This window comes from Janthinobacterium sp. LS2A (genome assembly GCF_036543145.1).
GTDB lineage: Bacteria > Pseudomonadota > Gammaproteobacteria > Burkholderiales > Burkholderiaceae_D > Janthinobacterium > Janthinobacterium aestuarii.
In genome coordinates this window covers 147413-171189 of the sequence record NZ_JAZHPB010000003.1, presented here as the reverse complement: position 1 = coordinate 171189, position 23777 = coordinate 147413, and the positions used below count along the sequence as shown (strand labels likewise).

The following is a 23777-nucleotide window of genomic DNA, read 5'->3' as shown; positions in this document are numbered from 1 at the left end:
TCAGACGGGAATACTCAACAGCATGTGCTGCAGCAGGCTGCGGCTATCGACGGACCCTTGCGCGGCATGCAGGCGGTGGGCGCAGACGGGCAGCAGCACGGCTTGCACGTCGTCGGGCGTGACATGGTCGCGGCCTTCCAGGGCGGCCCAGGCGCGCGCCGCCTGCAGCAGGGCCAGCGCGGCGCGCGGGCTCAGGCCATCGGCAAACACACCGGGCGCGCGCGTGGCATGCACGAGGGCCAGCACATAGTCGACGACGGCGGCCGAGGCGTGGATGGCGCGCAAGCCAGCTTGCGCCTGCAGCAATTCTTCCGCGTTCATGACGGCAGGCAAGGTGTGCAGCATGGCGCGGCGGTCGGCGCCCAGCAGCAGCGCCCGTTCCGCGGCCGCATCGGGGTAGCCGAGGGTCACGCACATGAGAAAGCGGTCGAGCTGCGATTCGGGCAGGGGGAAGGTGCCCAGCTGGTGCGCGCAGTTCTGCGTGGCGATGACGAAAAACGGCTGCGGCAGCGCGTGCGTGACGCCATCGAGCGTCACTTGCCGCTCTTCCATCGCTTCGAGCAAGCCCGATTGCGTCTTCGGCGTGGCGCGGTTGATCTCGTCGGCCAGCAGCACTTGCGTGAACAGGGGGCCAGGATGAAAGATGAAGCTGCCACTGCCCCGGTCATACACGCTCATGCCGGCCACGTCGGCGGGCAGCAGGTCGCTCGTGAATTGCTGGCGCTTCCATTGCAGGCCCAGCGAGATGGCCAGCGCGTGGGCCAAGGTCGTCTTGCCCACGCCGGGCACGTCTTCGATCAGCAGGTGGCCGCCGGCCAGTACGCAGGCGAGGGTCTGGCGGATCTGCAAGTGTTTGCCGACGAGAACTTCGCCGATCTGCTGTGCGGCCTGGTGTATTTTTGGAAACATGCTATTTCTATCACAGTAAGTCGGATTATTTAATTTACAATCGCTTTGGCCAGGTCAAGCCGTGCCGCCCGCCCGTGCCGTGCACGTGGTAGATTAGTGCGGTAGCGGCACAGACCGGCCAGTGATTTTATGCGAGAACGCGCAGGGCGAACAGGAATGCCATGCAGTGTTCCCGGAGAATGGACAGAGACAGAGGTAACCAGTACAGCGCATGAGCACAGCCATTTATACCCATCCAGATTGCCAGCGCCATGAAATGGGCGACTGGCACCCAGAATCGCCGGCCCGCTTGCAGGCCATCAATGACCAATTGATACTCGCGCACATCAGCGACCTGGTCGAGCACCGCGACGGCGTGCGTGCCCAATTGTCCGATATCGAGCGCAACCACAGCGCCACGGCCATCGGCCTCGTGCGCGACAATGTGCCGCAGGAGGGCGACTACTATCCGCTCGACGGCGACACCCTGCTCAACGCGCACAGCTACGAGGCGGCGCTGGCTGCCGCCGGCTCGGCCGTGGCAGCCACGGACGCCGTCATTGATGGCGAGATCAGCAACGCCTTCTGCGCGATCCGCCCGCCCGGCCACCATGCGCGGCCCAGCGAACCGATGGGTTTTTGCCTGTTCAACAATGTCGCCATCGCCGCCAAGCATGCGCTCGACGTGCGCGGGCTTGAACGGGTCGCCATCGTCGACTTCGACGTGCATCATGGCAATGGCACGGCCGAGTCCGTTGCGCACGATCCGCGCATCCTGATGGTGAGCTTTTTCCAGCACCCGTTCTATCCGTACAGCGATGTCGAGTCCTATACGGACACGCGCGTCAACGTGCCCGTGCCGGCCCGCTCGAAGGGCGACGCCGTGCGCCAGCTGGTGCTCGACCACTGGCTGCCCGCGCTGCACCGGCAGCAGCCGCAGATGATTTTCATTTCCGCCGGTTTCGACGCCCACCGCGAAGACGACGTGGGCGGCATGGGCCTGGTGGAGGCCGACTATACGTGGATGACGCAGCAGATGATGGCCGTGGCCAGCCAGTATGGCAAAGGCCGTATCGTCAGCTGCCTCGAAGGGGGCTACAACCTGTCGTCGCTGGGCCGCAGCGTGGCGGCGCACGTGAAGGCGCTGGCGGAACTGTAAGGGCCCTGCGCGCTACAGCAAGGTGGGGCGGCTGCTGGAATTCGTGTGGCGGTGCGTCTGGTAGTCGAGCGCGTCGCCCGCCATGAAGCGGTGCCAGGCTTGCGTGTAGACGAGCGATGATTTATCCGCATCAAAACTGTCGAGTTGCAACATGTCGCGGTGGTGCTTGATTTCATTGACCAGTTGGTCATACAGCATTTGCAAGCCATAGCTGTCGGCGCTCTGGCGTTTCAGGCGCTCTTCCAGCTGCGCCACTTGCTGCTGCAACTGCCGGCATTCCTTCTTCCAGTCATTGCGCGGCACGCGCTCGGGCGCCTTGCCAGTGTGTTCCATCATCATATCGAGCTATTCCCCATCGCCTATCTCCCTGCATCTGGCGGGAGCCAGCCTGGAAAATTATTGCTTTTCATTTAAGAGGCGATATTAGAGCACACTTTTTTATTACTCTCAGTAAATAAAAGAATCCATGTGGAAATATTTGACCTGGCTTCCAGCGCGCGTATCACTGGCGCAGTGCTCCTGCAGGGGCGGCTTGCGCCATGTTGCCGTCATCGGCATACGTGAGGGTCAGCAGGGTATTGTCGTCCCAGCTCACGTCGTGCAGCGGCGGCACGTAGCGCTGGCGGTCTTCCGTGATGCGGACGTCCAGCGTGCGCTCGCCCGAGCGGGCCTGCACGGCAAGCAGCTTGCGGAACACGGGATACGGCACGTGGATCAGCGACGAGTGGCACGGTCCGCCCGCCAGGCGGAACAGGTTGCGCCGCACAAACGGCAAGTCATCCTGCTCGACGGCCCAGCGGATTTCGCATTCCAGGCGCAAGTCGCCCAGGCGGCGCACGTTGTGGGGCAGGCCCGGCGTGTGGATGTCGGCGCGCCAGCGCAGGGTGGCGCGCTTCTTGTTACTGACCAGGTCGGCATTCGCATCGTAGGCGGTCTTGTCGCGCGTCAGGATGAAACCGCCGTCCGCCGCCAGCGGCACGGGGATCGACAGATTGTCGGCCGACAAGTGCAGGGTCACGCCATCGAGCCTGGCCTTCGGCGTGGCGGGGATCAGCATGAAGCGCAGCGGCGCGCCCGGCGCCAGGCGCTGGTGGTCGGCATACGCGTCGAGTCCCTTGAGCATGGTGCGGTAGGGACGCAGGTCGGGATCGCGCGTGCCTTGCACATCGACAATCTGCTGCATTTCCTGGTTCACCGGGTCGCCTGGCGCCGCTGCTTGTTCCTGGGCCATGGCGGGCAGCAGGCAAGTGGAAAGGGAGGCAAGGAGGCAAAAGCGGGGAAGATGCATGGAATGCGTGCCAGGTTGAGCGTGCAATGGGGAAACCGTCCAGGCTGGACGGACTGCGGATCTTATCATTCGAGTAACTGCTAAATTATCACCAATTGTCTCGTTCGCGTCGCACGGCTGGCGCTGGCGGCGGAAAACGGGACGTCGTGGCGGCAACCACGTAAAATAGCGGATTGACTGAACGATTTTGAAAGCAAGAGCATGGCGATACAATGGTACCCAGGACACATGAACGCGGCCCGCAAGAAAGCGGCCGAAACCATGGAAAACACCGATCTGGTGATTGAAGTGGTGGACGCGCGCCTGCCGGCAGCCAGCTGCAATCCCATGGTGGACGAGCTGCGCCTGTTCCGCCAGCGCCCTTGCCTGAAAATCCTCAACAAGACCGACCTGGCCGATCCTGCCGCGACCGCCGCCTGGGTGGCGTATTTCAATGCGCAGGAAGGCGTGACCGCGTATGCGATGACGACCAAGAAGCCGGGCGACGTGGCGCGCATTCCGGACTTGGCCAAGTCGCTGGCGCCGCACCGCGGCGTGCCGACCAAGCCGCTGCGCATCATGATCATGGGCATCCCCAACGTGGGCAAGTCGACCCTGATGAACGCGCTGCTGAAAAAGCGCGTGGCCAAGGTGGGCGACGAGCCGGCCGTGACGAAGATGCAGCAAAAGCTGTATCTGGACAAGAACACCATCCTCGTCGACACGCCCGGCATGCTGTGGCCGAAGATCGCCATCCCCAGCGACGGCCTGATGCTGGCCGCCAGCCACGCTATCGGCTCGAACGCGCTGATCGAAGAGGAAGTGGCCGTGTTCCTGGCCGAGGAGTTGCTCAAGCGCTACCCGGACTTGCTGGCAACCCGCTACGGCACCAAGGTCGGTGAAGTCGATGCCATCGGCGTGGTCGAGGGCATCGCCGCCAAGCGCGGCTTCCGCATCAAGGGCGGCGACTACGATTTCGAGAAGGCGTCGCACACCTTGCTGCTCGATTACCGCAGCGGCATTCTGGGACGCATCTCGCTGGAAACGCCGGACACGCGTGCGGCCCTGATGGCCCAGCACGCGGCCGAGATGGCGGAAAAAGCGGCTAAGGCGGCCGAGATTGCTGCCGAGAAGGCGAAGAATGCGGCGCGCGGCAAGCGCGGTACGTAATGAACTAAAAGCCGCTTGTTAGCGGCTTTTTTAAATTCTGGGGTCAGACCCCCGGTGACGTTGGCGCTGAACCAGCCGTTAGCGGTGTTGAGGGACTCGGCGTCCCCGTCTGACCCCGGCTCGTTGCTAATTTCCGCCAGTCGCTCCAAACCGGAAACTCGTCACCGCCAGCGCTCCAAAAAAATCCTCCTCGTGATACGCCACGTGCGCCGCTTCCTGCTCGGCCGCGCCGAGCGCCACCATCAGCGGCAGCAAATGGTCTTCCTGCGGATGGGCCTGGCGTGCGCCCGGCGCCCGGTCCCAGGCCAGCAGCTGCTCCAACCTTTGTTCCGGCGGCAAGGCCATCGTCTGGCGCAGCCAGGCGTCGAACTGGTGCGAGGCGACGGCGCCCGCCTGGCCGAACTGGCGCAGGTTATGGTAGGACAGGCCGCTGCCCAGTATCAGCACGCCTTGCCGGCGCAGGCTGGCCAGCGCGCGGCCCACCTCGATGTGCGTGAGCGGGTCGTAGCCGTGTTTCAGCGACAGCTGCACCAGCGGCACGTCCGCCTGCGGGTAGATGGGGAACAGGGCGCTGAAGGTGCCATGGTCGAAACCGCGTTCATGGTCGAGGCGCGCCGGATGGCCGGTAGCGTCCAGCAACTGTTTTACCTGCGCAGCCAGTTCCGGCGCGCCCGGTGCCGGGTACTGGATTTGATAGGTGTGCGGCGGAAAGCCCGAGTAATCGTAGATCATGCCCGGCCGGGGGCTGGCCGAGACGAGAAATTGCGGCCCTTCCCAGTGCGCCGTGACGACCAGCACGGCTTTCGGACGCGCGCCGATCTGGCGCGGGATATCCTGCAACGACGCTTCGAGCACGTCGTAGCGGCCGCCGAACTGGTCTTTCATGAACGGCCACGGGCCGCCGCCGTGCGACAGGAAGTAGGTGGGGAAGGTGTGTTCTTGCATGGCGGCTCCGCAGTGGAATGGCTGATGCTATCGATGATAGTCATGGCCAGCCAGTTGATCAAGATCACCATTATTGATATATCATTTCCATTTTGTTGATGATCGGGCCGTCATGGATACCTTGCGCAGCATGCGCGTGTTTCACGCCGTGGTGGAACTGGACAGTTTCGTGCGCGCCAGCGAGCGCCTCGATCTGTCGCCGGCCATGGTCAGCAAGCACGTGATGCATCTGGAGCGCCACCTGGGCGCGCGGCTGCTGAACCGCAGCAGCCGCCACCTGAGCCTGACGGAAATCGGCAAGGTGTATTTTGAACAGTGCCGCGACATGCTCGACAACCTCGACGAGGTGGAAGCGACGGTGGGCCGCACGACGGTGGTGCCGCGCGGCATGCTGCGCCTGAGCGCCCCCGTCTGGTTCGCCAACGCCATCTTTACGCGCACCCTCGTGGCCTACCGCGAGCGCTTTCCGGAAGTGACGTTCGACATCGACTTGAGCGGAAGAGTCGTCAATCTGGTGGAGGAGGGCTTCGACCTGGCCCTGCGCGTAAGCCAGGCGCCATCGCCGACCCTGATCGCGCGGCCCATCGGCAGCATCGCTTTTCACCTGGTGGCCGCGCCCGCCTACCTGGCGCGCGCGGGCCAGCCGCACATACCGCAAGACCTGACGCAACACGCGATGATCAGCTATTCCTTGTTGGCGAACGGCAATGAGCTGGCCTTCGATGGGCCCCAGGGACGCGAGACGGTGAAGTTCTCGCCCGTCCTGCAATGCAATAACGAAAGCCTGCTGCACGCGGCCGCGCTCGACGGCATGGGCATCGCACTGCTGCCATCTTGGCAGACGGATGCGGACCTGGCGGCGGGGCGGCTGGTGCGCCTTTTCGACGCTTACCAGCTGGCGGGCGGCAAGGTGTATGCCGTCTACACGAGCCGCCGCTACCTGTCCTCGAAAGTGCGCACCTTCATCGACTTCCTCGCCGATGAAGGGCGCCTGGGAGCTTGATCACGCGAGCGAACGCTTGACGCCGATCAGCGCGAACAGGCGCGCGCTGCGCATCCAGGCCAGCACCAGCGCCGCCAGCTGCGTCGCCAGCAAGCCGGCCACGATGGCCAGCGGACCCGGGCCGGCCAGGTTCAGGCGCGCCACGCCCAGCAGCGCATACAGGGCCAGTCCCAGCACGGTGATGGCGAGGTAGATGGCCAGGCAGGCCAGCGGACGCCGGCGCAGCATGCCCAGGCCGCGCCACCACGCCTTGACGGCCGACGTGCGGCGCCGGTCGACGGCCAGCGCCGCGCGGCCCGCATCGAGCGTGGCGCAGGCCAGCAGGAACAGCACGCCCGCGAACAGCAAGGCCAGGTGACGGGCCAGGTCGGCGTCCGCTTCCAGGATGGCTGTCGCCGCGTGCTTGTCGGCCAGTTTCAGCGCGCCGGCGCCGATCGCCAGCGCGAGGCCCAGCGGCACGATGCTCCATAACAGCATGCGCAGCATGCGGCCGTATGCGCTGAAGGCGCCCGTCAGCAGGGGGCCGAAACCCAATGGGGCCGGCGCGCGCGCGGCTGTCACCACCAGGCCGCTCAGCAGCGGCGACAGCAGCAGGGTCAGGACGATGCCGGCGATGGCGGCCTGGCTGATGGCGGCGCCATTGCGGCTGGCGTTGGCGGCCAGGTCCGCCAGGGTCATCAGGTCGAGCTGCTGCGCCAGGGCCGCCGCATGCACGGCCTGATCGAGGCTGGCGCTCAAGGTGCGCCAGATGGGGATGACGGCAACGATGGCGGGGATCAGCAGCAGGCCGGCCCACAGCAGCAGCAAGCGCCATTGCAGGGCGGCGCGGCTGGCGCGCGTGGTCAGGGCCAGGCCGCTGGCCCGTGTCGTGGAAGTGGTGCTCATACGATGGCGATCAGGGAAAGGAGGTATTGGAAGGCGGCGGCGAGGTCGATGCTCCAGCGCCGCGCGGCGGACTTGTCGGCTTTCAGGGTGCGGCTGTCATCGAGCTTGTTGACGTCGAGGTAGTGCACGCGGTCGGGGTCCAGTTCGGCCGAGACGGCCTTCACGGGCTTGCTCCAGGTGTGGCGCTGCCACAGCTGGTCGTTGTCCCACACCACGCGTTCGGACGTGCCGTCGGCGAACTTCACAAGCAGCACCTGCGGCACGGGCGCGCCGCGGCGGCGCAGCACCACGCTGGTCAGATACGGATAGGGGCCCGTGCCAGGCTTGGCGTCCGGGTGCGCCTTGTCCCACGCCTCGCGCACCTTGTCCTCCTCTTGTTCCAGCGCCTCGGGCGTGCGTTCCACGCGCTTGCCGTTCACCAGCGCCAGGCCGGCCAGCGGCGTCTGCTCGTCGCTGGTGAAGCTGCCGATGCGGTCGTCGATATTCGCGCTGGCATACACTTGCTGCGCGAAGACCTGTTCCACGATGCGCCGCTGGCCCGTCGCCTCGGCCAGCGCTTCGCGCAAATCGGCCACGCTCGGGTGGCGGAATTTCCACTGTTCATAGTAGGCCTTGAAACCCCGTTCCATGGCTTCGCTGCCGATGCGCGCTTCCAGGTCGCGCAGGGTGGTGGCCGTGCGGCTGTAGACGGGTCCCACGCCCTGCAGGCGGTCCCACGCGTTCTGGCCCAGCGGGTCGGCCGCGTCCTGGCGCGGCGCGGCCGTGCGCTCGAACTCGAAAACCTTGAAGGCGGGAGCGAAGCCCAGGCGCTTGAGCAGGGGCGTGGTGGCGTGGATATCCTGGCCGCGCGCGCGCAGCATGCGCTGGTCCCAGTACTCGTTCAAGCCTTCGTCGAGGATCGGTTCCTCGAACTCGTTCGAGGCCAGGATGCCGTAGAAATAGCCATGGCCGAATTCATGGATTGTGACGAAATCGAGGCCGAATTCGGCCGCCGTCTTCGGCTGCAGGCCGGCGTAGCCCGAGGCCGTGAAGAAGGTCGGGTATTCCATGCCGCCCGCTTCGGCCGCGTTAAATGGCGGGATCACCACCGTCAGGGTCTTGTACGGATACGGGCCCAGGGTGCGCGAAAAATACGTGAGTGTATCCTTGGCAGCCTGCAGCGCGGGCGCCGCGTTCGACGCGTACTCGGGCGGGTACAGCACCCTGATGGCCACGGGCGGGCTGCCAGGGCCGTTCCAGCTGTCCAGCAGCGGCGGCGCGCTGCGCTTGTCGGCCGTCCAGGCGAAATCGTGCACGTCGCCCTGCACATAGTGATGCGTGAGCATGCCGTTCTTTTCCTGCGGCGCGCCCTGCAGCTCGCCCGTGGCGCCCACCGTGTATTCCTTGGGCACGGTCAGCTTCACGTCGTAGTGGCCGAAGTCGGCGTAGAACTCCGAGTTCAGGTGGAATTCATGCGCGTTCCAGCGCGGTGCGGTGGCGCCCCGTTCGCCGGGCAGTTCCAGCACGGCGATCTTGGGGAACCACTGGCCCACCAGGTGGAAGCTGCCGAAATAGCCGGTGCGCGCGATGACGCGCGGCAGCTGGTCGAAGAAGCCGATGTCGAGCGTCGTCTCGGCGCCCGGCGCGACGGCCTGCGGCAAGTCGACGCGCACCACCGTGCGGTCGGTGGCCGGGCCGTTGTCGGGCTGGACGAAATGCCAGGGCGCCTTGGCGCCGTTCTGCGTCATGCTGCGCAGTTCGATGTAGCCCCACTCGCCGTCGCGCGTATCGACGCCCGAGCGGAAGCCCGTGTCGAGCTTGCGCTTCTCGGTGAAGAAAGTCGAATGCTCGCCTTCGAACGCGTTCAGGTACAGGTGCAGGTAGACGCTGCTGACGGCTTGCGCGCTGCGGTTGCGCCAGCGCAGTTTCTGCCGGCCGTCGATCGTATGCTTGACGGGATCGAGCGTCGCTTCGATCCGGTAGTCGACCACGCGGTCCGACAGGATCGCTTGCGCGCCCGTGCGCGCACCGCCCCAGGCGTTGCTGGCGCTGGGCGTGGTGACGGCCGACGCATGCGGCGAAGCGAGGGCGATGCCGTCGGCCGATGGTGCCAGCGGCAGGGGTGCGCTGGCGGGCTTGCCCTGATCCGGCTGGGCGAACAGGTCGGCTTGCAGGGCCAGGCCGGCCAGCAGCAGGGCGGCGATGGAAAGGGCCTTGAGCTTGCCCGGGATGAGGGAAATGCGGCGGCGCGGTGTGCTACGACTTTCCATGCGTGACTCCCACAGTGACTTCTGATTGATGATCTTCAAATGCAGTCGGCTGCGCCCAGGATCGCCGGGCGTTCCTTAATATACCTGTAAAAATTACAAATAAGCAATGAATTGTGCTGGCAGCTTTGCCGGCTGTTGCGGCGCCGCGCGCCGTGCGTATAATGATTCGCTTTTGCCATCCCTCCTGCTGCCGTGCGTGCGCGCCCCGGTGGCGCACCCAGCTTTCCGCCATGATGCCTGCCCCTTCCGCCCTGACCATCGCCATGCGCACCCTGCTGTTGTGCGCCCTGGCCATGCCGGCGTGCGCGCAGGAAGGCGCCGATGCCAGCGCGCCCGGCGTCACGCATGGCGACTTGTCCGCCGAACTGGCGCAGGGCGGCCAGCACAGCGTGCGCGGCGCCCTGTCGCGCGACCAGGGCGGCATGGTGCTCGATGTGGCCATCGATGGTCTGCGCAACGGCAATTACCGCGATGGCAGCGTGTTTCACCAGCGCGGCTTCAACGGCGGCGCGGAATGGAAGCTGCGCCAGGGCCGCTTCGGTTTCAGCGCCGACCAGCTGAACCAGGACACCCGCTATCCCGCGCCCGAGGCGCCGTTCCTGGCCTTGCTGGCGGCCCGCCCGGAAGACCTGTACCGCTATGAAGTGCGGCGCGCCAGCGCCTTCGTGCAGCGCTATGTGGGCAGTTTCGAGCTGGGCGTGGAACTGTCGCAGCGGGAAAAGCGCGCCACGGCCCACTATGCGGGCGAGGACGGCAGCAGCGAATCGACGTACAGCAGCCGCCGCCGGCAGCTGGCGCCACGCCTGCGCCATTACGGCAAGGTGGGCGGCGTGGGCACGGATACGGAAGTGGGCCTGGACCTGATGCAGTGGCAGCGGCGCTCGGGCCGCGCGGGCGATGCGCAGCGCCGCCAGTATTCGCGCGCGCTGCTGCTGCGCGAAGAGCTGGCCTTTGGCGGTGCGTATGCGCCGCGCCTGCTGCTGGGACTGCGGCATGAACAGTTCCAGCTCGACCCGGCCGACATGCCCGCCGGCGGCAGCGACTGGGAAAACCAGAATGCGTGGGACGTGCAGGGCAGCCTGCAGCTGCGCCCGCAACTGAGCGTGTATGCAAAGGCCGCGCGCAGCTACCGCATCGACGACGATGGCTATACCCGCGCCGGCTACCGCCCGCTGGCGGGACAGCTGCGGCGCGAAATGGAAGTGGGCGCCACCTTTGGCGATGCGGCGCGCAGCGCTTCCGTGCGCGTGTTCAGCGAGCGCCTGAGCAACCAGATCGTCTTCGACCAGAACCTGGGCCAGCTGGGCTTTGCGGGCAACCTCGATCCCTCGCGCCGCGACGGCGTCGCCATCGAGGCCAGCATGGCGCTGGCGCGCGACTGGCGTCTTGACGGGCAGTTGCGGCAAGTGCATGCGCGCTATGACGATTACGCCTACGATGGCCCGGACATCGCTCTCGTGCCCAAGACCCTGGCCAGCCTGCGCCTGTACTGGACGGGGCAGGCGGGCGCCAGTGCCGATGTGGGCGTGCAATGGCTGCGCGCGCTGCGCTATGGTCCCGATTTCGCCAGCAGCTGCCTGGCGCAGGTGCCCGCGTTTGCCACCGTGGACGGACGCTATGTGCGCAAGCTGGGCGCCTGGGAGCTGGAACTGGCCGGCAGCAACCTGGCCAACCGCCGCCATTACGGCGATGCGCCGGGCTGCCGCTCGAGCATTTACCTCAATGACGCGCGCCAGTTGCGCGTGTCGGCGCGCTACCATTTCTGAGGCAGGGGCGCGGCGGGGCTTAAATGCGGCTTAAGCGGGCGCAAACGGAGCGGATAAAAGCGCTTTTTTTCCGGCCGGGCGACATCGTCCGGCGCAAAAAGTGGTAATCTCGCCCCGTTCACGACCACTTATGATGAAGGATTTATATGCGTTTTCTGCGTTTCTTGCGTCCCCTGCTTGCCGCCGTCACCCTGGTGGCGGCCACCGGCGGCGCCATGGCGGCCGATACCGGCTTTACCACGCTCACGACGCCAGTGCGCACGGACACGGGCAAGAAGGTGGAAGTGGTCGAGTACTTCATGTATTCGTGCCCGCACTGCTACGTGCTCGATCCGCTGATGCACGACTGGGTCAAGAAGCAGGGCGACAAGATCGCCTTCCGCCGCGTCCACCTGGCCGCCACCGGCCCGAAAGACCCGCAGGCGCACGCCTATGCCACGCTGGAAGCGATGGGCCAGCTGGACCAGTTCCACGACAAGATCTTCCGCGCCATCCACGTCGAGCGCAACCGCCTGAACCGCGATGACGCCATCCTCGACCTGCTGGTCAAGAACGGCATCGACAAGGCGAAATACCTGGACATGTTCAACTCGTTCGGCGTGCAGACCAAGCTGAAACGCAACGAGCAGCTGATCACCGCCAGCAAGATCGAGAGCGCGCCGACCATCGTCATCGATGGCCGCTTCGTGACGTCGCCGGCGCAGCTGTCGCGCCCGGGCCAGTCCGAGCCGCAAACCCAGGCCGCGACCCTGCGCGTGATGGATGAACTGGTGGCGCGCGTGCTGAAAGAGCGCGCACCGGCCCCAGCGAAGAAGTAAGCGGAGACGTCATGAAACAGCTGCCCTGGACCCTGTGCGTACTGGCCCTCGCCCTCGTTGCGTGGCTGGCGATTGCCATCGTCAACGTGGAAAACCAGCGCAATGCGCTGGCCAGCAAGGCTTGCGTGGACCCCGCGTTCAAGAACGAGGTCGATGCGAAATGCCTGGCGTCCGTGCAGTCGCGCGAACACTGGTGGCAGCACCTCACTTACGCCATGACGCATTTCCGAAATTGAATGTGTCAGTACGAAAAACCCGCCGCGTGCGGGTTTTTTTTCGTCCGCGTATGATGAAGCCACAACTATTCAGGAGGGACGATGAAGGAAGTGATCTTGATTACCGGTAGCAGCCGCGGCATCGGCGCGGCGACGGCGCTGCTGGCGGCGCGCCAGGGCTATGCCGTGTGCATCAATTATGTGCGCGACGCGCAGGCGGCCGACGCGCTGTGCGCGCGCATCGTGGCCGACGGGGGCGAGGCCATCGCCGTGCAGGCCGATGCCAGCGATGAAGCGGACGTGGCGCGCCTGTTTGCGGAAGTCGATGCGCGCCTGGGTACGCTCACGGCGCTGGTCAACAATGTGGGCGTGCTGGAGCAGAAATGCCGGCTCGTCGACATGTCCGCGCAGCGCCTCGAACGCGTGCTGCGCACCAATGTGATCAGTTATTTCCTGTGCTGCCAGCAGGCCGTGCGGCGCATGTCGACGGCCCATGGCGGGCGGGGCGGGCGCATCGTGAATGTGTCGTCGGCGGCGGCGCGCCTCGGCTCTCCGGACGAATACATCGATTACGCGGCCTCGAAAGGCGCCGTCGATACCCTGACCCTCGGCCTGGCGAAGGAAGTGGCGGCCGAAGGCATCCGCGTCAATGGCGTGCGGCCCGGCATCATCTATACGGAGATCCACGCTTCGGGCGGTGAACCGGGGCGGGTGGCGCGCCTGGCGCCCGGCGTGCCGATGCAGCGGGGCGGCCAGCCCGAAGAAATCGCCGACGCCATTTTGTACCTGCTGGGGCCGGGCGCCAGCTATGTGACGGGCAGCATCCTCGACGCGGCGGGCGGGCGCTGATTTTCAAATCCTGCAAGTAATTGCTTCAAGTGCGGGGCCAATTATCAAGTACGGCAAGCGAGTCCAGAATGGCGGTGTGCCATGTGCACGCCGATCAACTCATTTGGAACTACTATGCCCGCTTTTGCACCCGCCCTCCTGGCCCTGTCGCTGCTGGCCGCCGCGCCAGCCCATGCCGCCATGGATTTGCCCATGCCGGCCCACCTGTCCGGCGCGAAAGCCGATGCCACCGTGGCGCTGGCCGCGCGCCGCTATGCCGCGTTCTGGCAAAGCGGCGATCCGGCCCTGGCGCGGCTGGCGCTGGCTGACGATTTCACCGACCGTACCTTGCCCGCCGGCCGGCCGCAGGGCTTGGCCGGTCCGCTGCAGGCGTCGCAGGTGTTCCATGCGGCGGTGCCGGATTTGAAAGTCGCCATCGAGCAGATGCTGGTGGCCGGCGACCGGGTCACTTTGCGCCTGCATTTCACGGGCCGCTTCACGGGCGTCTTCCCCACGCCGCAGGGCGAGCTGCGCGGCCAGGGGCAAGCCATCGATTTCCATGCGTTTGATTTGTACCGCGTGAATGCGCAAGGGCGCATCAGCGACAACTGGCACCTGGAAGACAATCTGACCCTGCTGCGCCAGCTGGGCGTGCTGGCGCCGTGATGGCGGCCCGCTAACCGTGCGCCTGCAGGTCGGCGAATTGCCGCAGCAGGAACTCGACCAGCAGGGTAACGCGCGGCGGCTGGAAGCGGCTGCGCCGGTACAGCAGGTTCAGGGGGACGCTATCGGCAAAGTAATCGTCGAGCACCGTTTGCAAGCGCCCCGCGCGCAGGTCGTCGCCGATGTCGAGCAGGGATTTGTAGGCATAGCCATGGCCGGCCACGGCCCAGCGGCGGATGATTTCGCCGTCGTTGCTGTGCCAGTCCCCCTGCAGCCGCAGGCTGTGGCGCTTGCCGTTTTCGCGGTAGCGCCACTCCTGCGGCGCGCCGTCGCCGGCCGTGAGCACGAGGGTCGGCAGCGATGCCAGGTCGCGCGGCGCGGCCGGCACGCCGACCCTGGCGGCCAGCGCGGGCGCCACGCACACGACGCGCCGGCCCGGGTGCAGCAGGCGCGCCACCATGTCGCTGTCGGGCAGCTCGCCGTAGCGGATGGCAAGGTCGACGTCGTCCTGCACCAGGTTGGCCGTGGCGTCCGTCAGGGTCAGCGCATGGCGCACCTGCGGGTGCAGCGCGGCAAAGCGGTCGAGCATGGGCAGCAGCAACTGGCGGCCGATGTCGGACGGCGCCGAAATGCGCACCACGCCGCGCACGGCGCCGCCGCCCGCGTGCAAGCCGTCTTCGGCCTGCGCCAGCAAGTCCAGCGCCTGTTCGCTGTAGCGGCGGTAGTGCAGGCCTTCTTCCGTCAGGCGCAGCTGGCGCGTGGTGCGTTCGAACAGGGTGGCGCCCAGCGCCGCTTCCAGGCGCGCGATGGCGGCGCTTGCGGCGGCCGGCGACAGGCCGTGCTTGCGGCCGGCCGCGGAAAAGCTGCCCAGCGCCGCGGCGTCGAGGAACAGGGCGATTTCCGCCAGGCGTCCGGCGCCGCCGCGTATCATGCCGGGTGCGCGGCCGCTGGTTTCGGCGCCGGTGCAGAGTGGGGCGTGATCACCACGGTGCACGTGGTGCCGGCCACCAGCAGTTGTCCTTTCGGCTGCTCGTCGATGTGGATGCGCACGGGCACGCGCTGCGCCAGGCGCACCCAGTTGAACGTGGGGTTGACGTCGGCCAGCAGTTCGCGGCCCGTGGCGGCGTCGCGGTCGGTGATGCCGCGCGCGATGCTCTCGATGTGGCCATGCAGCGTGCCGCCGCTCATCAGATTCATTTCCGCCTTGTCGTCCTGCGCCAGCATGCCCAGCTTGGTCTCTTCGAAGTAGCCGACGACGTAGTAGGAGGCGCTGTCGATGACGGCCAGCTTGGCCGCGCCGACGGCGGCGAAATCGCCCTTGTGCACGTTCAGGTTTGTCACGTAGCCGCTGACGGGAGCGCGCACGGTGGTGCGCTCGAGGTTCAATTGCGCCAGTGCGCGGGCGGCCACGGCGGCCTGCACTTGGGAGGTGGCCGAGGTGGCGGCGAACGCCGCGCTTTCGCGGCTTTCCGTCGAGATGATGCTGGCGTCAAGGCCTGCGCGGCGCTGCGCTTCCTTGCCGCGGCGGCCCTGTTCCGTCCTTTGCGCGGCCAGCACGGCATCGGCTTGCGCCAGCGCGCTCACATAGCGTTCCTTGTCGACGACGAACAGCACGTCGCCTTTTTGCACGACCTGGTTGTCGCGCACCAGCACGTCCGTGACGGTGCCGGCCACGTCGGCGCTGATGTTGACGATGTCGGCCTTGATGCGGCCGTCGCGCGTCCACGGCGACTCCATGTAGCGGTCCCAGACGGTCTTGCCTATCCATAGGGCGGCTGCCAATAGCAGCACGGTGATTGCATAGCGGGTCAGTTTGCTTACCATGTCGGCAGCCTTTCCTTGATCGGGTTGAGCGGTTTTTTTTATTTGTAAAGCGATAGCGCCAGCGCGCCGAAGATGGCGATGAAGATGCACAGCCGCGCCAGCGACGGGTGCCACACCATGCGGTACACGCCCAGCCAGCCCAGCACGCGGTCGAGCAGGGTTTGCAGGGCTATGCTGAGGAGGAACAGGGGCAGCAGGGTAGGAATCAGAATTCCGAACAGGGCGAATTCACGCGGCATGGTGGTCTCCGGCGCCAGGCGCCATGTGGTCGAGCAATGAGGTGTAGATCGAGTGCAGGTCGGCCAGCGCCGTCTGCAGGCGCGCGCTGCGCTCGCCGGTGGCATCGGCTTCCGTCTGGGCCGCGCGCACGACGGCGCCCGCCTGCAGGGTGGCCGCCAGCGCCGCCTGCAGTGCCGTATCGCTGCGCGTGCGCAGCCAGCTGGCGATGTGGTCCACGCACTGCTGCAGCGCGTGGCGCGTGGCGCCTGGCCTGGCGGTGGCGATCAGTTCGCGCAGTTCGATCACGGAGTGGCCGATTTCCAGCAGGGTCAGTGCCTGGCGCACGACGGCGCGCGTGGCTTCGCCCGGCGCCGGGCCGGCCGCCGCGTTGAGCTGGCTGAGCAGGTCGCGCACGCGGTTGTCGAAACGGTGTTTGACACGGCGTGCGGGCGCCGTGCACGCATGCAGCGCTTCGCGCCACAGGGCCCGGCCGATGTGGTCCTTGTGGCCCATCGTGTGCTCGGGCAGCAGCACGGCAAACACGAGGGCGGCCAGCATCAGGCCGACGATCAGGGCCATGCCCGTGTTGAGAAAGGCCGCGCCATCGACATGCATCACATTCGTCGGCGCCATCTGCGTGATGAAGGTCGACACGCCCAGGCCCACGCCCAGCTTGGCGGGATTCGTCATCAGGTACAGGCCGACGGCGAGGAACGGCGCAAAACTGAGTACCAGCATGGGGAAGCCGTCGCCGTGCACCAGCACGAAGTACACGCAGACGAGCGACAGCGGCATGGCGATCAGAAAGCCCGCCAGCACCTGGCGGATCATCATGATCGGGCGCGGCGAGGACGAGGCCAGCGCGCAGAACACGGCCGCCATCAGCATCGCCGTGCTGGCGTAGGGCCAGGCGAGGAAATAGGCGCCCAGCGCCAGCAGGGCCAGGCTGATGCCGGCGCGCGCGCCGCTGGCAAGTACCAGTGCGGGCGGCGTCTTCGGTGCATATGCCTGCGGCGTGCTCACGTCCAGCGGCGTGTCGTGCACGAGGCTGAAATACACTTCGTGAAAGCGGCTCATGTCGCGCGCGAAGCGCTCGAGCAATTCGCACACGGTGTCGAAATCGATGCGCTGCGCATGCGCGATGGCGGCGCCGTCGATGTCCGCGCGCGCCTGGCCCAGCGCCGTCTGCAGATGCCGCTGCATGGTGTCGAGGGAGTCTTGCGACGGCGTCGCTTGCAGCGCTTCGGCGACGATGGCGTACAGGGGCGCGCAGGCCTGCATGACCTGGGTTTCGCCATCGCGCTGCAGGCGGTCGAACAGGCGGTGGAAGGTATAGAAGGTGGTCAGCGCCGTCATGAAGGTGGCGTTGAAGGCGTGCAGCTTGCGGTTTTGCGCACGTACGTGACTGACCTTGCTCGTCACTTCGAACAGGGCGGCCGAGCGGCCCAGTTCCAGCGCCGCCACGTCGGCGGCAAACTGCAGATGCGTCAGTTCCACTTGCGCCGGCGTGAGTTTTTGCTGCAGCACATCCTGGCAAAAGGTGAGGAATTTGCCGTAGCGCGCCTGCACCGTGCGCATGACCTGCGTGCCCTGGTGGCGCGGCAGCAGCACGCTGGACACGGCTGCCGAGCAGATGATGCCCAGGCTCACTTCAGCCACGCGCGTGACGGCCAGCGAGAAGACCTGCATCGGCTGCTCGATGGCGGGCAGCACGATCATGCAGGCCGTGTAGCCGGCCAGTACGTACACATACGACTGGGCGTTGCGGTGCAGGGCCGAGCCGCTCGTGCACAGGCCCACCCACAGGGCCAGGCCGGCGAACAGCAGCACGGGCTGCTGCGGGAACAGGCCGATCAGGGTCAGTGCGGCCGTGCAGCCGAGCAGGGTGCCGCACAGGCGGTAAAAGCTTTTTTCCAGCACCATGCCGCTGCTGGGCAGGGCCAGGATGATGGTGGTGGTCATCGCCGTGCTCGGTGAATCGAGGCCCAGGCGGTAAGCCAGCCACAGGGCGCAGAACGCGGCGATCAGAGTCTTGCCGACGTAGATCCAGCGTTCGCCTTCCGTCGCGCGCCAGTCCTGCAGCGCCAGCGCCAGCCAGCGGGCCGCCCGGGGCAGGGGGCCGTCTATAGGTGTTGTTGCTGTGGCTGGCGTCATCGATAGGCTATCAGTTCTGGTTGTTGAGATTGTTCAAATTGCGCAGCTGGCGCATGTACAGCTTGTCGAGCACTTGCAGCTCTTCTTCCGTGAACCCTTCGTACAGGGCCGACGTTTCCTGGTACACGTCGGGCAGCGCCGTTTCGATCAGCGCGCGGCCCTTGTCGGTCAGCGAGATCATCACGGAGCGGCGGTCGCCGGGGCGCGTGCCGCGGTGGATCAGGCCGCGCGTTTCCAGGTCGTTGCACACGCGCGTCAGGTTGGCCGGTTTTTCATGGCAGGCCATGCCCAGGGTGCAGGCGTTCGAGGTTTCGTCGTCCGTGCCGTACAGCACGGCCAGCACCATGTAGCTGGCATCGACCAGGTCGTGCTTTTTCAGCGCGGCGTTGGTCAGGTCCTTCATGCCTTTTTGAATGTGGTACGTCATGCGCAACAGGCGCATCAGTTCCATGGGGAAGCCTGGCATGCGCGTGCGGATGTTTTGCAGCCGCTTGGCGGTGGCGTCAAAAGCGGTCATGTCATATTCCTTCATGTGTGAATAAAGTTCCGATTGTATCTTGTTGAGCTAGGGCAATGCCAGGATTGCAAGCTTATATGCCGCCTCCCAGTGCATTCATCAAGGAAACGTACAGATCGAGCTCGCGCGCCCCATTTTGCGCCTGCTGCTGTTCTTCCGCCAGCAGCGCCACTTGCGTGTTGAGCATGGCGATGGCGTCGCTCATGCCCGCCTTGTACGCCTTTTCCGCCAGGTCGCGCGCACGCCGCGCCGTGGCCAGCGCCTGCACGGTCAGCTCGTGTTGCTTGGCCAGCGACTGCGCCTTGGTGACGGCGTTGGCCACGTCCGACATGGCGTTGATGACGGTGGCGTTGTACTGCTCGACGGCGCCGTCGTACACGGCTGTCTGGCTGCCCAGCTGGGCGCGCAGGCGGGCGCCGGCAAAGATGGGCAGGCTCAGCGCGGGCGAGGCGCCGCGGATCTGCGAATTGGCGTCAAGAAAATGGCTGAAGCCGAAGGCCTGGAAGCCGGCAAACGCCACCAGGTTCACGTTAGGGTAGAACTCGGCCTTGGCCGCGTCGATGCGCTGCGCCGCCGCTTCCACCCGCCAGCGCTGGGCGGCGATGTCGGGCCGGCGGCCGATCAGGTCGGCCGGCAGGGCGGCGGGAATGGCCAGCGGCTGGTCCAGGCGCAGCACAGGGCGCGTGAGCGCCGCGCCCGCTGCCGGGCCCTTGCCCGCCAGGGCCGCCAGCTGGTTGCGCAGCAGGGCCAGCGATTCGGCCGACTGTTCCAGCTGGCGGCGTCCGGCCGGCAAGGTGGTTTCGATCTGCGCCACGTCAATGTCGGTACCGATACCGGCCGCCTTGCGCTGGCGCGTGATGTCGAGGATGCGGGCGCGCTGCGCCAGGCTGCGTTCGATCACGTCCTGCAGCTGGAATTCATACGACAGCTGGATGTAGGTGCGCACCAGCGCCGTTTCCAGGGCCAGGCGGGCCATCTGCGATTCGGCCGACGCCATCTGCACGTCGTCCAAGGCGGCGGACAGGGCGGCGCGGTTGCGGCCCCACAGGTCCAGGTCGTATGAAGCCGTGACGGTGGCCTGGTTGCGCCACGCGTAATTGCCGGCCAGCGGCGCTGGCGTGCTGCCATGCTGGGAATACAGTTCGCGGTTGATGGAAACATTCGCGTCGGCCTGCGGGCGGGTCTTGTCCTCGGCGGCGCCGGCCAGCGCCTCGGCCTGGCGCACGCGCGCCTGGGCGCCGCGCAGGGTGGGGCTGTCGGCCAGGGCCTGGTCCATCAGGCGGTTCAATTGGGGGTCATGCAAGTCTTGCCACCATTGCGTGCGCGGCCAGGCGATCGCTGCGCTGGCGGCGGCATCCATGGCCTGGCTCGCTTGCAGCTTGTTGGCGTCGAGCATGGCCGATTGCGGCGCGATATGGCCCATGTCGGCGCACGCGCTCAAGGCAAGGATCAGGCTGGCGGCAAGCAAACGGCGGTGCAGGGACATGCAGGAACTCCGGAAGAAGGTGTTGGGGTACTGCTGACAGCTCGCCGCGGTGAGCGCCGGGAGTGGCCCGGGTGCTGCGCCGCAACTGAGTTGTTACTGACTGAAACCGGCTGACTGGTTTCTTATTGCACGACGTGTTTTGCCGTTTGCGCGACGTCAAAGTCCGCTTCCGTTTGCGGGATCAGGCCAGCTTTGCGGGCGGCGTAGAACTCGGCCATGACTTGCTCGCGCGTCACCTGGCTGGCGGCGGTGGCCGGTGTTTTCGGATAGTCGACTTCGCTGGTGGCGATTTCGCCGGCGTTGCGGGCACGGACGTATTCGGCCGTGACTTGTTCGCGCGACAATTGCTGGCCCGTGGTGGCAGGCGCGGCGCTTTGGGCGAAAGCCGAGGTGGCGGCGGTGACGGCAAACAATGCTGCGATAAGGGATTTGGCTTGCATGATAAGACTCCAAAATGTGCTTGATGGCTGGGTGGATGGGCCGGATCGCCACGTACCGGTCGGTTCGTCGGCATGGCGCTGGTGGGCGCCATGCCGACGATGAAGCAGTTTCTGGGTGAGAAGATGCTTACTTGAATTAACTATAGCAATGAATATTACATTTGTGAAGTAATTTATGAAAATAGTTGTGCGCCGCCGCATTTTCTGGGGGAAAGGCCGTGCAGGCGTGCGCCGCTGGCCGGGCCAGGGGAGTAAGCTGGTTTTTTTGTTAACGGAGGCCGCCATGAGCAGCAGTTCACTCGATCCGGACAATTTGCCCGTCATCCCCGACCGCGTCCTGGGCAGCGGCCATGGCAAGGGGGCGCTGGGTCCCAGCGACAGTTCCGACAGCGGCAGCGACATGCAGGGCGTGCCGGGCCAGGACCCGGAAGAGCTCGATAACGACAGCGATGCCGCGGGCACGGGCGAGCGGGCCGGCGTGGAGCCGCGCAATACGGCACCCGATGGCGGCGACATCGACGTCGACCATGTGGAAAGCCTGGCGCCCGTGCGGCCTGCAGAGGACGGCGATGGCGAACCCGGCGCTCCCCAGGCGCCAGCGCCACGGCCCTGATGCCAGAGGCCGGCCGCAAATTGCCGCCGCTGTGGCGCCATCAGCGTAAAATGGCGGCAAGGCGGCGTGCGCGCCGCCATGGCCAGCCGGCCGGCACAGGATAGGATGTCAGAGGATGCAAACGCAGATGTCGCAAGAGAAAGAAAAAGACTTGATGTCGATGTACCGCGAGACGCGGCCACGCGAGTTTTTTGGCGAAAAAAGTAATACCAACCACCTGGCCTGGAGTTTGCTGGTGGTCTTGCTGGCGCTGGCGTTCTGGCTCGTCGTGGCCCTGTCGGCGGCGGAAAACCAGCGCTATGCCCTGGAAACGAAGGCGTGCCAGGATCACGTGTTTCCCACGGAAATCGACACGTCTTGCCTGAAACAGGTCAAGTCGCGCGATCACTGGTGGCAGCACGTGGGCCATGCGCTGGTGCGCATGGGCGCCTGACCCTGGCGCAAGCTGGCTGAACGATATGGCTGACCCTGGCGGCGGCGAAGGCCGCTGCGGTGATGGAGCGATAGTGCGGGAGGCGCCATGCCACGCGATCACTCGCGCGAGCAGCCGCAATGGCTGCTGGCGCGCCACAGTGCCTTGACGGCGCGCCAGTTGCTGCGTGCCTATGGCTTGCTATGCCTGTTTTCCCTCGTCATTGCCGCCGCCTTTGCGCTGCGCGGCCTCTGGTACATTCCCGTCTTTTCGTTCGCCGAACTGTGCCTGGTGGCTATCGCACTGCTGCATTACCTGCGCCACGCGCGCGACTATGAACATATCGCCCTGCGCGATGGCGAGCTGATCATCGAACAGGTCAGCGGCGGGCATTGCCGGCGCCACCACTTTGCGCCGTGGCGCACGCGCATCGCCATGCCGCAAGGGCCGCGCCAATTGATACACATCAACGATATGTATGATGCTACCCGGCACGTGGCGGTGGGCGTCTTCGCCACGCCGGAACGGCGCCGGCAAGTCGCGCAGGAACTGGGCGCGTTGCTGCCGCCCTATTTGGGCCCGTAAAACTGGAATGTCTGTACCACCAGCAAGGTAGTAGGGAAGCCCGTGATGGTCTTGAATTCCTTCACGCCCGTGATCTTGTAGGCGCCGGCCTGGAACGCTTCCCCTTCCGCCCAGCTGTGATCTTTCATGGCAAACTGCAGCAGGCGTTTGTCGTTGTAGCGGTAGCTGAAGATGGTGTAGGCGCCGACGCGGCTGGTGACGACGAAGTTTTCATCCTGCGCGTTGGCGATGAGCAGGATGCCCGGATAGCGCCCGATGCCCGCCTCCTCGTTCTGGATTCTCAGGATCACATCGGTAAAACTGCATTCGGCGTCGCGGATATTGTCGCGCTTCGTGCCGATCTGCATCACCTCGTCGTAGCTCTTGTTGTGCACGATCGACCATTGCGGCGAGTCGCAATAGTTGGCCGCGCGGGCGTTGGCCGCGCAGGACAGCAGCAGGCAGAAGGTGATGGCGGTGATGGCGTGCATGGAATCTTGTCGCGGAAGTTGGAAGGCGGCGGCAGTCTACCTGCCCGCTGCCGCCGCCACAAGCGCAGGACGGTGATCAGGTCGCCCGCGACGGACCTTCCCACAGATTGATATGGCCTTCGCGCGCCTGCACGTCGATGGCGGCCAGCTCGTCGGCCGTGAACGACAGTTGCTGCAGCGCGGCCACGTTTTCGCGGATTTGCGCGCTGCTGCTCGCGCCGATCAGGGTCGAGGTGACGCGGGGATCGCGCAGCACCCAGGCCAGCGCCATCTGCGCGAGGGTTTGCCCCCGTTGCGCGGCGATCTGGTTCAGGGCGCGCACGCGGGCCAGGTTTTCCGCGCTCAGGTGCTGTTGCGTCAGCGAACCGCCGCCGGGACGGTTGACGCGCGCATCCTGCGGCACGCCATCGAGGTATTTGTCGCTGAGCAACCCCTGCGCCAGCGCCGTGAACGTGATGCAGCCCATGCCTTCCTGCTGCAGGGTGTCGAGCAAGCCGTCTTCCTCGATCCAGCGGTTGAGCATGTTGTAGGCAGGCTGGTGGATCAGACACGGCACTTTCCATTCCTTCAGCAGGGCGGCCGCCTCGGCCGTCTTTTGCGGCGAATACGACGACAGGCCCACGTACAGCGCCTTGCCTTGCTGCACGGCGGTGGCCAGCGCGCCCATGGTTTCTTCGAGCGGCGTGTCGGCGTCGTAACGGTGCGAGTAAAAGATGTCGACATAGTCGAGGCCCAGGCGCTTCAGACTTTGGTCCAGGCTGGCCAGCACGTATTTGCGCGAACCGCCGCCCTGGCCGTACGGCCCCGGCCACATGTCCCAGCCCGCCTTGGTGGAAATGATCAGTTCATCGCGGTAGGGCAGGAAATCATCGCGCAGCAGCTTGCCGAAATTGCTTTCCGCGCTGCCATACGGCGGGCCGTAATTATTGGCCAGGTCGAAATGCGTGATGCCCAGGTCGAACGCCGTGCGCAGCATGTCGCGCTGCGATGCCAGATTGTTGCTGTCGCCAAAGTTATGCCACAGTCCCAGCGACAGCAGTGGCAGTTTCAGCCCGCTGCGCCCGCAGGTGCGGTATTGCATGCTGTCGTAGCGGTTCTCGGCGGCGTGGTAGGTCATGGCATCTCCTCGTTGAATGAAGCGCTTATTTTCGCGCAAAATCAAGGTCCGTGTGCGTGCGCCGTACGCGTGGCCGGACGCGCC

26 protein-coding genes are annotated in these 23777 nt (G+C 65.8%); 11 read left to right on the top strand and 15 right to left on the bottom strand.

The features are described 5' to 3' along the window. Window positions 1-909, bottom strand: a complete 909-nt coding sequence (locus V3C40_RS10955; protein WP_331777431.1) for an AAA family ATPase — start codon at window positions 907-909, stop codon at window positions 1-3. A 211-nt stretch (window positions 910-1120) separates the two neighbouring features. On the opposite strand from V3C40_RS10955, the gene V3C40_RS10950 reads away from it, so the two are divergent. Next, the gene (locus V3C40_RS10950) at window positions 1121-2047 is read left to right on the top strand and encodes a histone deacetylase family protein (protein WP_034751778.1); all 927 of its coding nucleotides are present in this window, start codon (window positions 1121-1123) and stop codon (window positions 2045-2047) included. A gap of 12 nt (window positions 2048-2059) precedes the next feature. Here the strand turns inward: V3C40_RS10950 and V3C40_RS10945 are convergent, their stop codons facing one another. Both V3C40_RS10945 and V3C40_RS10940 read right to left on the bottom strand, forming a co-directional pair. Further along, window positions 2060-2386, bottom strand: coding sequence for a hypothetical protein (locus V3C40_RS10945; RefSeq protein WP_034751776.1), 327 nt, complete (start codon window positions 2384-2386; stop codon window positions 2060-2062). 163 nt (window positions 2387-2549) lie between these two features. After that, window positions 2550-3335: a hypothetical protein gene (locus tag V3C40_RS10940; protein WP_331777430.1), complete on the bottom strand. Its 786-nt coding sequence runs from the start codon at window positions 3333-3335 to the stop codon at window positions 2550-2552. Between the two features lie 201 nt (window positions 3336-3536). Here V3C40_RS10940 and ylqF point away from each other — a divergent pair, with 201 nt between their 5' ends. Next, entirely contained in the window at window positions 3537-4484 is a 948-nt protein-coding gene (ylqF, locus tag V3C40_RS10935) for a ribosome biogenesis GTPase YlqF (protein ID WP_128140235.1), read from the top strand. 126 nt (window positions 4485-4610) lie between these two features. Here ylqF and V3C40_RS10930 read toward each other — a convergent pair whose 3' ends face one another. After that, window positions 4611-5429 (bottom strand): DODA-type extradiol aromatic ring-opening family dioxygenase, encoded by an 819-nt coding sequence (locus V3C40_RS10930; protein WP_331777429.1) that lies wholly within the window; start codon window positions 5427-5429, stop codon window positions 4611-4613. Between the two features lie 112 nt (window positions 5430-5541). Here V3C40_RS10930 and V3C40_RS10925 point away from each other — a divergent pair, with 112 nt between their 5' ends. Next, window positions 5542-6432 carry a LysR family transcriptional regulator gene (locus tag V3C40_RS10925; RefSeq protein ID WP_331777428.1) on the top strand — a complete coding sequence of 297 codons (891 nt, stop codon included), beginning with the start codon at window positions 5542-5544 and terminating at the stop codon, window positions 6430-6432. Here the strand turns inward: V3C40_RS10925 and V3C40_RS10920 are convergent, their stop codons facing one another. Continuing rightward, window positions 6433-7317 (bottom strand): hypothetical protein, encoded by an 885-nt coding sequence (locus V3C40_RS10920; RefSeq protein WP_331777427.1) that lies wholly within the window; start codon window positions 7315-7317, stop codon window positions 6433-6435. It lies immediately after the preceding gene. Beyond that, the gene (locus V3C40_RS10915) at window positions 7314-9566 is read right to left on the bottom strand and encodes a M1 family metallopeptidase (RefSeq protein WP_331777426.1); all 2253 of its coding nucleotides are present in this window, start codon (window positions 9564-9566) and stop codon (window positions 7314-7316) included. Before V3C40_RS10915 ends, V3C40_RS10920 begins: the two co-directional genes overlap by 4 nt. Before the next feature lie 230 nt (window positions 9567-9796). On the opposite strand from V3C40_RS10915, the gene V3C40_RS10910 reads away from it, so the two are divergent. The 5 genes from V3C40_RS10910 to V3C40_RS10890 all read left to right on the top strand — a co-directional run bounded on the left by V3C40_RS10910 (window position 9797) and on the right by V3C40_RS10890 (window position 13859). After that, window positions 9797-11332 (top strand): TonB-dependent receptor domain-containing protein, encoded by a 1536-nt coding sequence (locus V3C40_RS10910; protein ID WP_219329225.1) that lies wholly within the window; start codon window positions 9797-9799, stop codon window positions 11330-11332. Window positions 11333-11478: 146 nt separating this feature from the next. Further along, window positions 11479-12150: a thiol:disulfide interchange protein DsbA/DsbL gene (locus V3C40_RS10905; protein ID WP_034751770.1), complete on the top strand. Its 672-nt coding sequence runs from the start codon at window positions 11479-11481 to the stop codon at window positions 12148-12150. Between the two features lie 11 nt (window positions 12151-12161). Then, complete coding sequence (locus V3C40_RS10900; RefSeq protein WP_070303949.1) at window positions 12162-12386, top strand: hypothetical protein; 225 nt, start codon at window positions 12162-12164, stop codon at window positions 12384-12386. An 81-nt stretch (window positions 12387-12467) separates the two neighbouring features. Continuing rightward, window positions 12468-13214 (top strand): SDR family oxidoreductase, encoded by a 747-nt coding sequence (locus V3C40_RS10895; RefSeq protein WP_331777425.1) that lies wholly within the window; start codon window positions 12468-12470, stop codon window positions 13212-13214. A 114-nt stretch (window positions 13215-13328) separates the two neighbouring features. Continuing rightward, window positions 13329-13859 (top strand): ester cyclase, encoded by a 531-nt coding sequence (locus V3C40_RS10890; protein ID WP_331777424.1) that lies wholly within the window; start codon window positions 13329-13331, stop codon window positions 13857-13859. Between the two features lie 10 nt (window positions 13860-13869). On the opposite strand, the gene V3C40_RS10885 is transcribed toward V3C40_RS10890, so the two are convergent. The 7 genes from V3C40_RS10885 to V3C40_RS10855 all read right to left on the bottom strand — a co-directional run bounded on the left by V3C40_RS10885 (window position 13870) and on the right by V3C40_RS10855 (window position 20496). Beyond that, window positions 13870-14787 (bottom strand): LysR substrate-binding domain-containing protein, encoded by a 918-nt coding sequence (locus V3C40_RS10885; protein ID WP_331777423.1) that lies wholly within the window; start codon window positions 14785-14787, stop codon window positions 13870-13872. Continuing rightward, complete coding sequence (locus V3C40_RS10880) at window positions 14784-15680, bottom strand: biotin/lipoyl-binding protein (protein ID WP_331777422.1); 897 nt, start codon at window positions 15678-15680, stop codon at window positions 14784-14786. Before V3C40_RS10880 ends, V3C40_RS10885 begins: the two co-directional genes overlap by 4 nt. 38 nt (window positions 15681-15718) lie before the next feature. After that, window positions 15719-15919: a DUF1656 domain-containing protein gene (locus V3C40_RS10875; RefSeq protein ID WP_034751763.1), complete on the bottom strand. Its 201-nt coding sequence runs from the start codon at window positions 15917-15919 to the stop codon at window positions 15719-15721. Then, entirely contained in the window at window positions 15909-18053 is a 2145-nt protein-coding gene (locus V3C40_RS10870; protein ID WP_331777421.1) for an FUSC family protein, read from the bottom strand. Before V3C40_RS10870 ends, V3C40_RS10875 begins: the two co-directional genes overlap by 11 nt. Window positions 18054-18063: 10 nt before the next feature. Next, window positions 18064-18570: a MarR family winged helix-turn-helix transcriptional regulator gene (locus tag V3C40_RS10865; protein ID WP_034751839.1), complete on the bottom strand. Its 507-nt coding sequence runs from the start codon at window positions 18568-18570 to the stop codon at window positions 18064-18066. Window positions 18571-18643: 73 nt separating this feature from the next. Beyond that, window positions 18644-20056 carry an efflux transporter outer membrane subunit gene (locus V3C40_RS10860; protein ID WP_331777420.1) on the bottom strand — a complete coding sequence of 471 codons (1413 nt, stop codon included), beginning with the start codon at window positions 20054-20056 and terminating at the stop codon, window positions 18644-18646. A 122-nt stretch (window positions 20057-20178) separates the two neighbouring features. Then, a complete protein-coding gene (locus tag V3C40_RS10855; protein WP_034751760.1) occupies window positions 20179-20496 on the bottom strand; it encodes a DUF4148 domain-containing protein in 318 nt (105 codons plus the stop codon). A 283-nt stretch (window positions 20497-20779) separates the two neighbouring features. On the opposite strand from V3C40_RS10855, the gene V3C40_RS10850 reads away from it, so the two are divergent. The 3 genes from V3C40_RS10850 (at window position 20780) to V3C40_RS10840 (ending at window position 22106) form a co-directional block, all read left to right on the top strand. Next, entirely contained in the window at window positions 20780-21109 is a 330-nt protein-coding gene (locus V3C40_RS10850) for a hypothetical protein (RefSeq protein WP_331777419.1), read from the top strand. Between the two features lie 127 nt (window positions 21110-21236). Continuing rightward, window positions 21237-21542, top strand: a complete 306-nt coding sequence (locus V3C40_RS10845) for a hypothetical protein (protein ID WP_331777418.1) — start codon at window positions 21237-21239, stop codon at window positions 21540-21542. Between the two features lie 87 nt (window positions 21543-21629). Then, window positions 21630-22106 (top strand): DUF2244 domain-containing protein, encoded by a 477-nt coding sequence (locus tag V3C40_RS10840; RefSeq protein WP_331777417.1) that lies wholly within the window; start codon window positions 21630-21632, stop codon window positions 22104-22106. On the opposite strand, the gene V3C40_RS10835 is transcribed toward V3C40_RS10840, so the two are convergent. Beyond that, on the bottom strand, window positions 22091-22576 hold the full coding sequence (locus V3C40_RS10835) for a hypothetical protein (RefSeq protein WP_331777416.1): 486 nt from the start codon (window positions 22574-22576) through the stop codon (window positions 22091-22093). The two genes, V3C40_RS10840 and V3C40_RS10835, sit on opposite strands and share 16 nt — an antisense overlap. Before the next feature lie 76 nt (window positions 22577-22652). After that, window positions 22653-23693, bottom strand: a complete 1041-nt coding sequence (gene mgrA / locus V3C40_RS10830; RefSeq protein WP_072454448.1) for an L-glyceraldehyde 3-phosphate reductase — start codon at window positions 23691-23693, stop codon at window positions 22653-22655. Window positions 23694-23777: the final 84 nt, after the last annotated feature.

What these genes read in the sequence shown, in the direction of transcription:
- V3C40_RS10955 (WP_331777431.1), bottom strand. Translation starts at nt 909, where the DNA reads ATGTTTCCAAAAATACACCAGGCCGCACAGCAGATCGGCGAAGTTCTC.
- V3C40_RS10950 (WP_034751778.1), top strand. Translation starts at nt 1,121, where the DNA reads ATGAGCACAGCCATTTATACCCATCCAGATTGCCAGCGCCATGAAATG.
- V3C40_RS10945 (WP_034751776.1), bottom strand. Translation starts at nt 2,386, where the DNA reads ATGATGATGGAACACACTGGCAAGGCGCCCGAGCGCGTGCCGCGCAAT.
- V3C40_RS10940 (WP_331777430.1), bottom strand. Translation starts at nt 3,335, where the DNA reads ATGCATCTTCCCCGCTTTTGCCTCCTTGCCTCCCTTTCCACTTGCCTG.
- ylqF (WP_128140235.1), top strand. Translation starts at nt 3,537, where the DNA reads ATGGCGATACAATGGTACCCAGGACACATGAACGCGGCCCGCAAGAAA.
- V3C40_RS10930 (WP_331777429.1), bottom strand. Translation starts at nt 5,429, where the DNA reads ATGCAAGAACACACCTTCCCCACCTACTTCCTGTCGCACGGCGGCGGC.
- V3C40_RS10925 (WP_331777428.1), top strand. Translation starts at nt 5,542, where the DNA reads ATGGATACCTTGCGCAGCATGCGCGTGTTTCACGCCGTGGTGGAACTG.
- V3C40_RS10920 (WP_331777427.1), bottom strand. Translation starts at nt 7,317, where the DNA reads ATGAGCACCACTTCCACGACACGGGCCAGCGGCCTGGCCCTGACCACG.
- V3C40_RS10915 (WP_331777426.1), bottom strand. Translation starts at nt 9,566, where the DNA reads ATGGAAAGTCGTAGCACACCGCGCCGCCGCATTTCCCTCATCCCGGGC.
- V3C40_RS10910 (WP_219329225.1), top strand. Translation starts at nt 9,797, where the DNA reads ATGATGCCTGCCCCTTCCGCCCTGACCATCGCCATGCGCACCCTGCTG.
- V3C40_RS10905 (WP_034751770.1), top strand. Translation starts at nt 11,479, where the DNA reads ATGCGTTTTCTGCGTTTCTTGCGTCCCCTGCTTGCCGCCGTCACCCTG.
- V3C40_RS10900 (WP_070303949.1), top strand. Translation starts at nt 12,162, where the DNA reads ATGAAACAGCTGCCCTGGACCCTGTGCGTACTGGCCCTCGCCCTCGTT.
- V3C40_RS10895 (WP_331777425.1), top strand. Translation starts at nt 12,468, where the DNA reads ATGAAGGAAGTGATCTTGATTACCGGTAGCAGCCGCGGCATCGGCGCG.
- V3C40_RS10890 (WP_331777424.1), top strand. Translation starts at nt 13,329, where the DNA reads ATGCCCGCTTTTGCACCCGCCCTCCTGGCCCTGTCGCTGCTGGCCGCC.
- V3C40_RS10885 (WP_331777423.1), bottom strand. Translation starts at nt 14,787, where the DNA reads ATGATACGCGGCGGCGCCGGACGCCTGGCGGAAATCGCCCTGTTCCTC.
- V3C40_RS10880 (WP_331777422.1), bottom strand. Translation starts at nt 15,680, where the DNA reads ATGGTAAGCAAACTGACCCGCTATGCAATCACCGTGCTGCTATTGGCA.
- V3C40_RS10875 (WP_034751763.1), bottom strand. Translation starts at nt 15,919, where the DNA reads ATGCCGCGTGAATTCGCCCTGTTCGGAATTCTGATTCCTACCCTGCTG.
- V3C40_RS10870 (WP_331777421.1), bottom strand. Translation starts at nt 18,053, where the DNA reads ATGACGCCAGCCACAGCAACAACACCTATAGACGGCCCCCTGCCCCGG.
- V3C40_RS10865 (WP_034751839.1), bottom strand. Translation starts at nt 18,570, where the DNA reads ATGACCGCTTTTGACGCCACCGCCAAGCGGCTGCAAAACATCCGCACG.
- V3C40_RS10860 (WP_331777420.1), bottom strand. Translation starts at nt 20,056, where the DNA reads ATGTCCCTGCACCGCCGTTTGCTTGCCGCCAGCCTGATCCTTGCCTTG.
- V3C40_RS10855 (WP_034751760.1), bottom strand. Translation starts at nt 20,496, where the DNA reads ATGCAAGCCAAATCCCTTATCGCAGCATTGTTTGCCGTCACCGCCGCC.
- V3C40_RS10850 (WP_331777419.1), top strand. Translation starts at nt 20,780, where the DNA reads ATGAGCAGCAGTTCACTCGATCCGGACAATTTGCCCGTCATCCCCGAC.
- V3C40_RS10845 (WP_331777418.1), top strand. Translation starts at nt 21,237, where the DNA reads ATGTCGCAAGAGAAAGAAAAAGACTTGATGTCGATGTACCGCGAGACG.
- V3C40_RS10840 (WP_331777417.1), top strand. Translation starts at nt 21,630, where the DNA reads ATGCCACGCGATCACTCGCGCGAGCAGCCGCAATGGCTGCTGGCGCGC.
- V3C40_RS10835 (WP_331777416.1), bottom strand. Translation starts at nt 22,576, where the DNA reads ATGCACGCCATCACCGCCATCACCTTCTGCCTGCTGCTGTCCTGCGCG.
- mgrA (WP_072454448.1), bottom strand. Translation starts at nt 23,693, where the DNA reads ATGACCTACCACGCCGCCGAGAACCGCTACGACAGCATGCAATACCGC.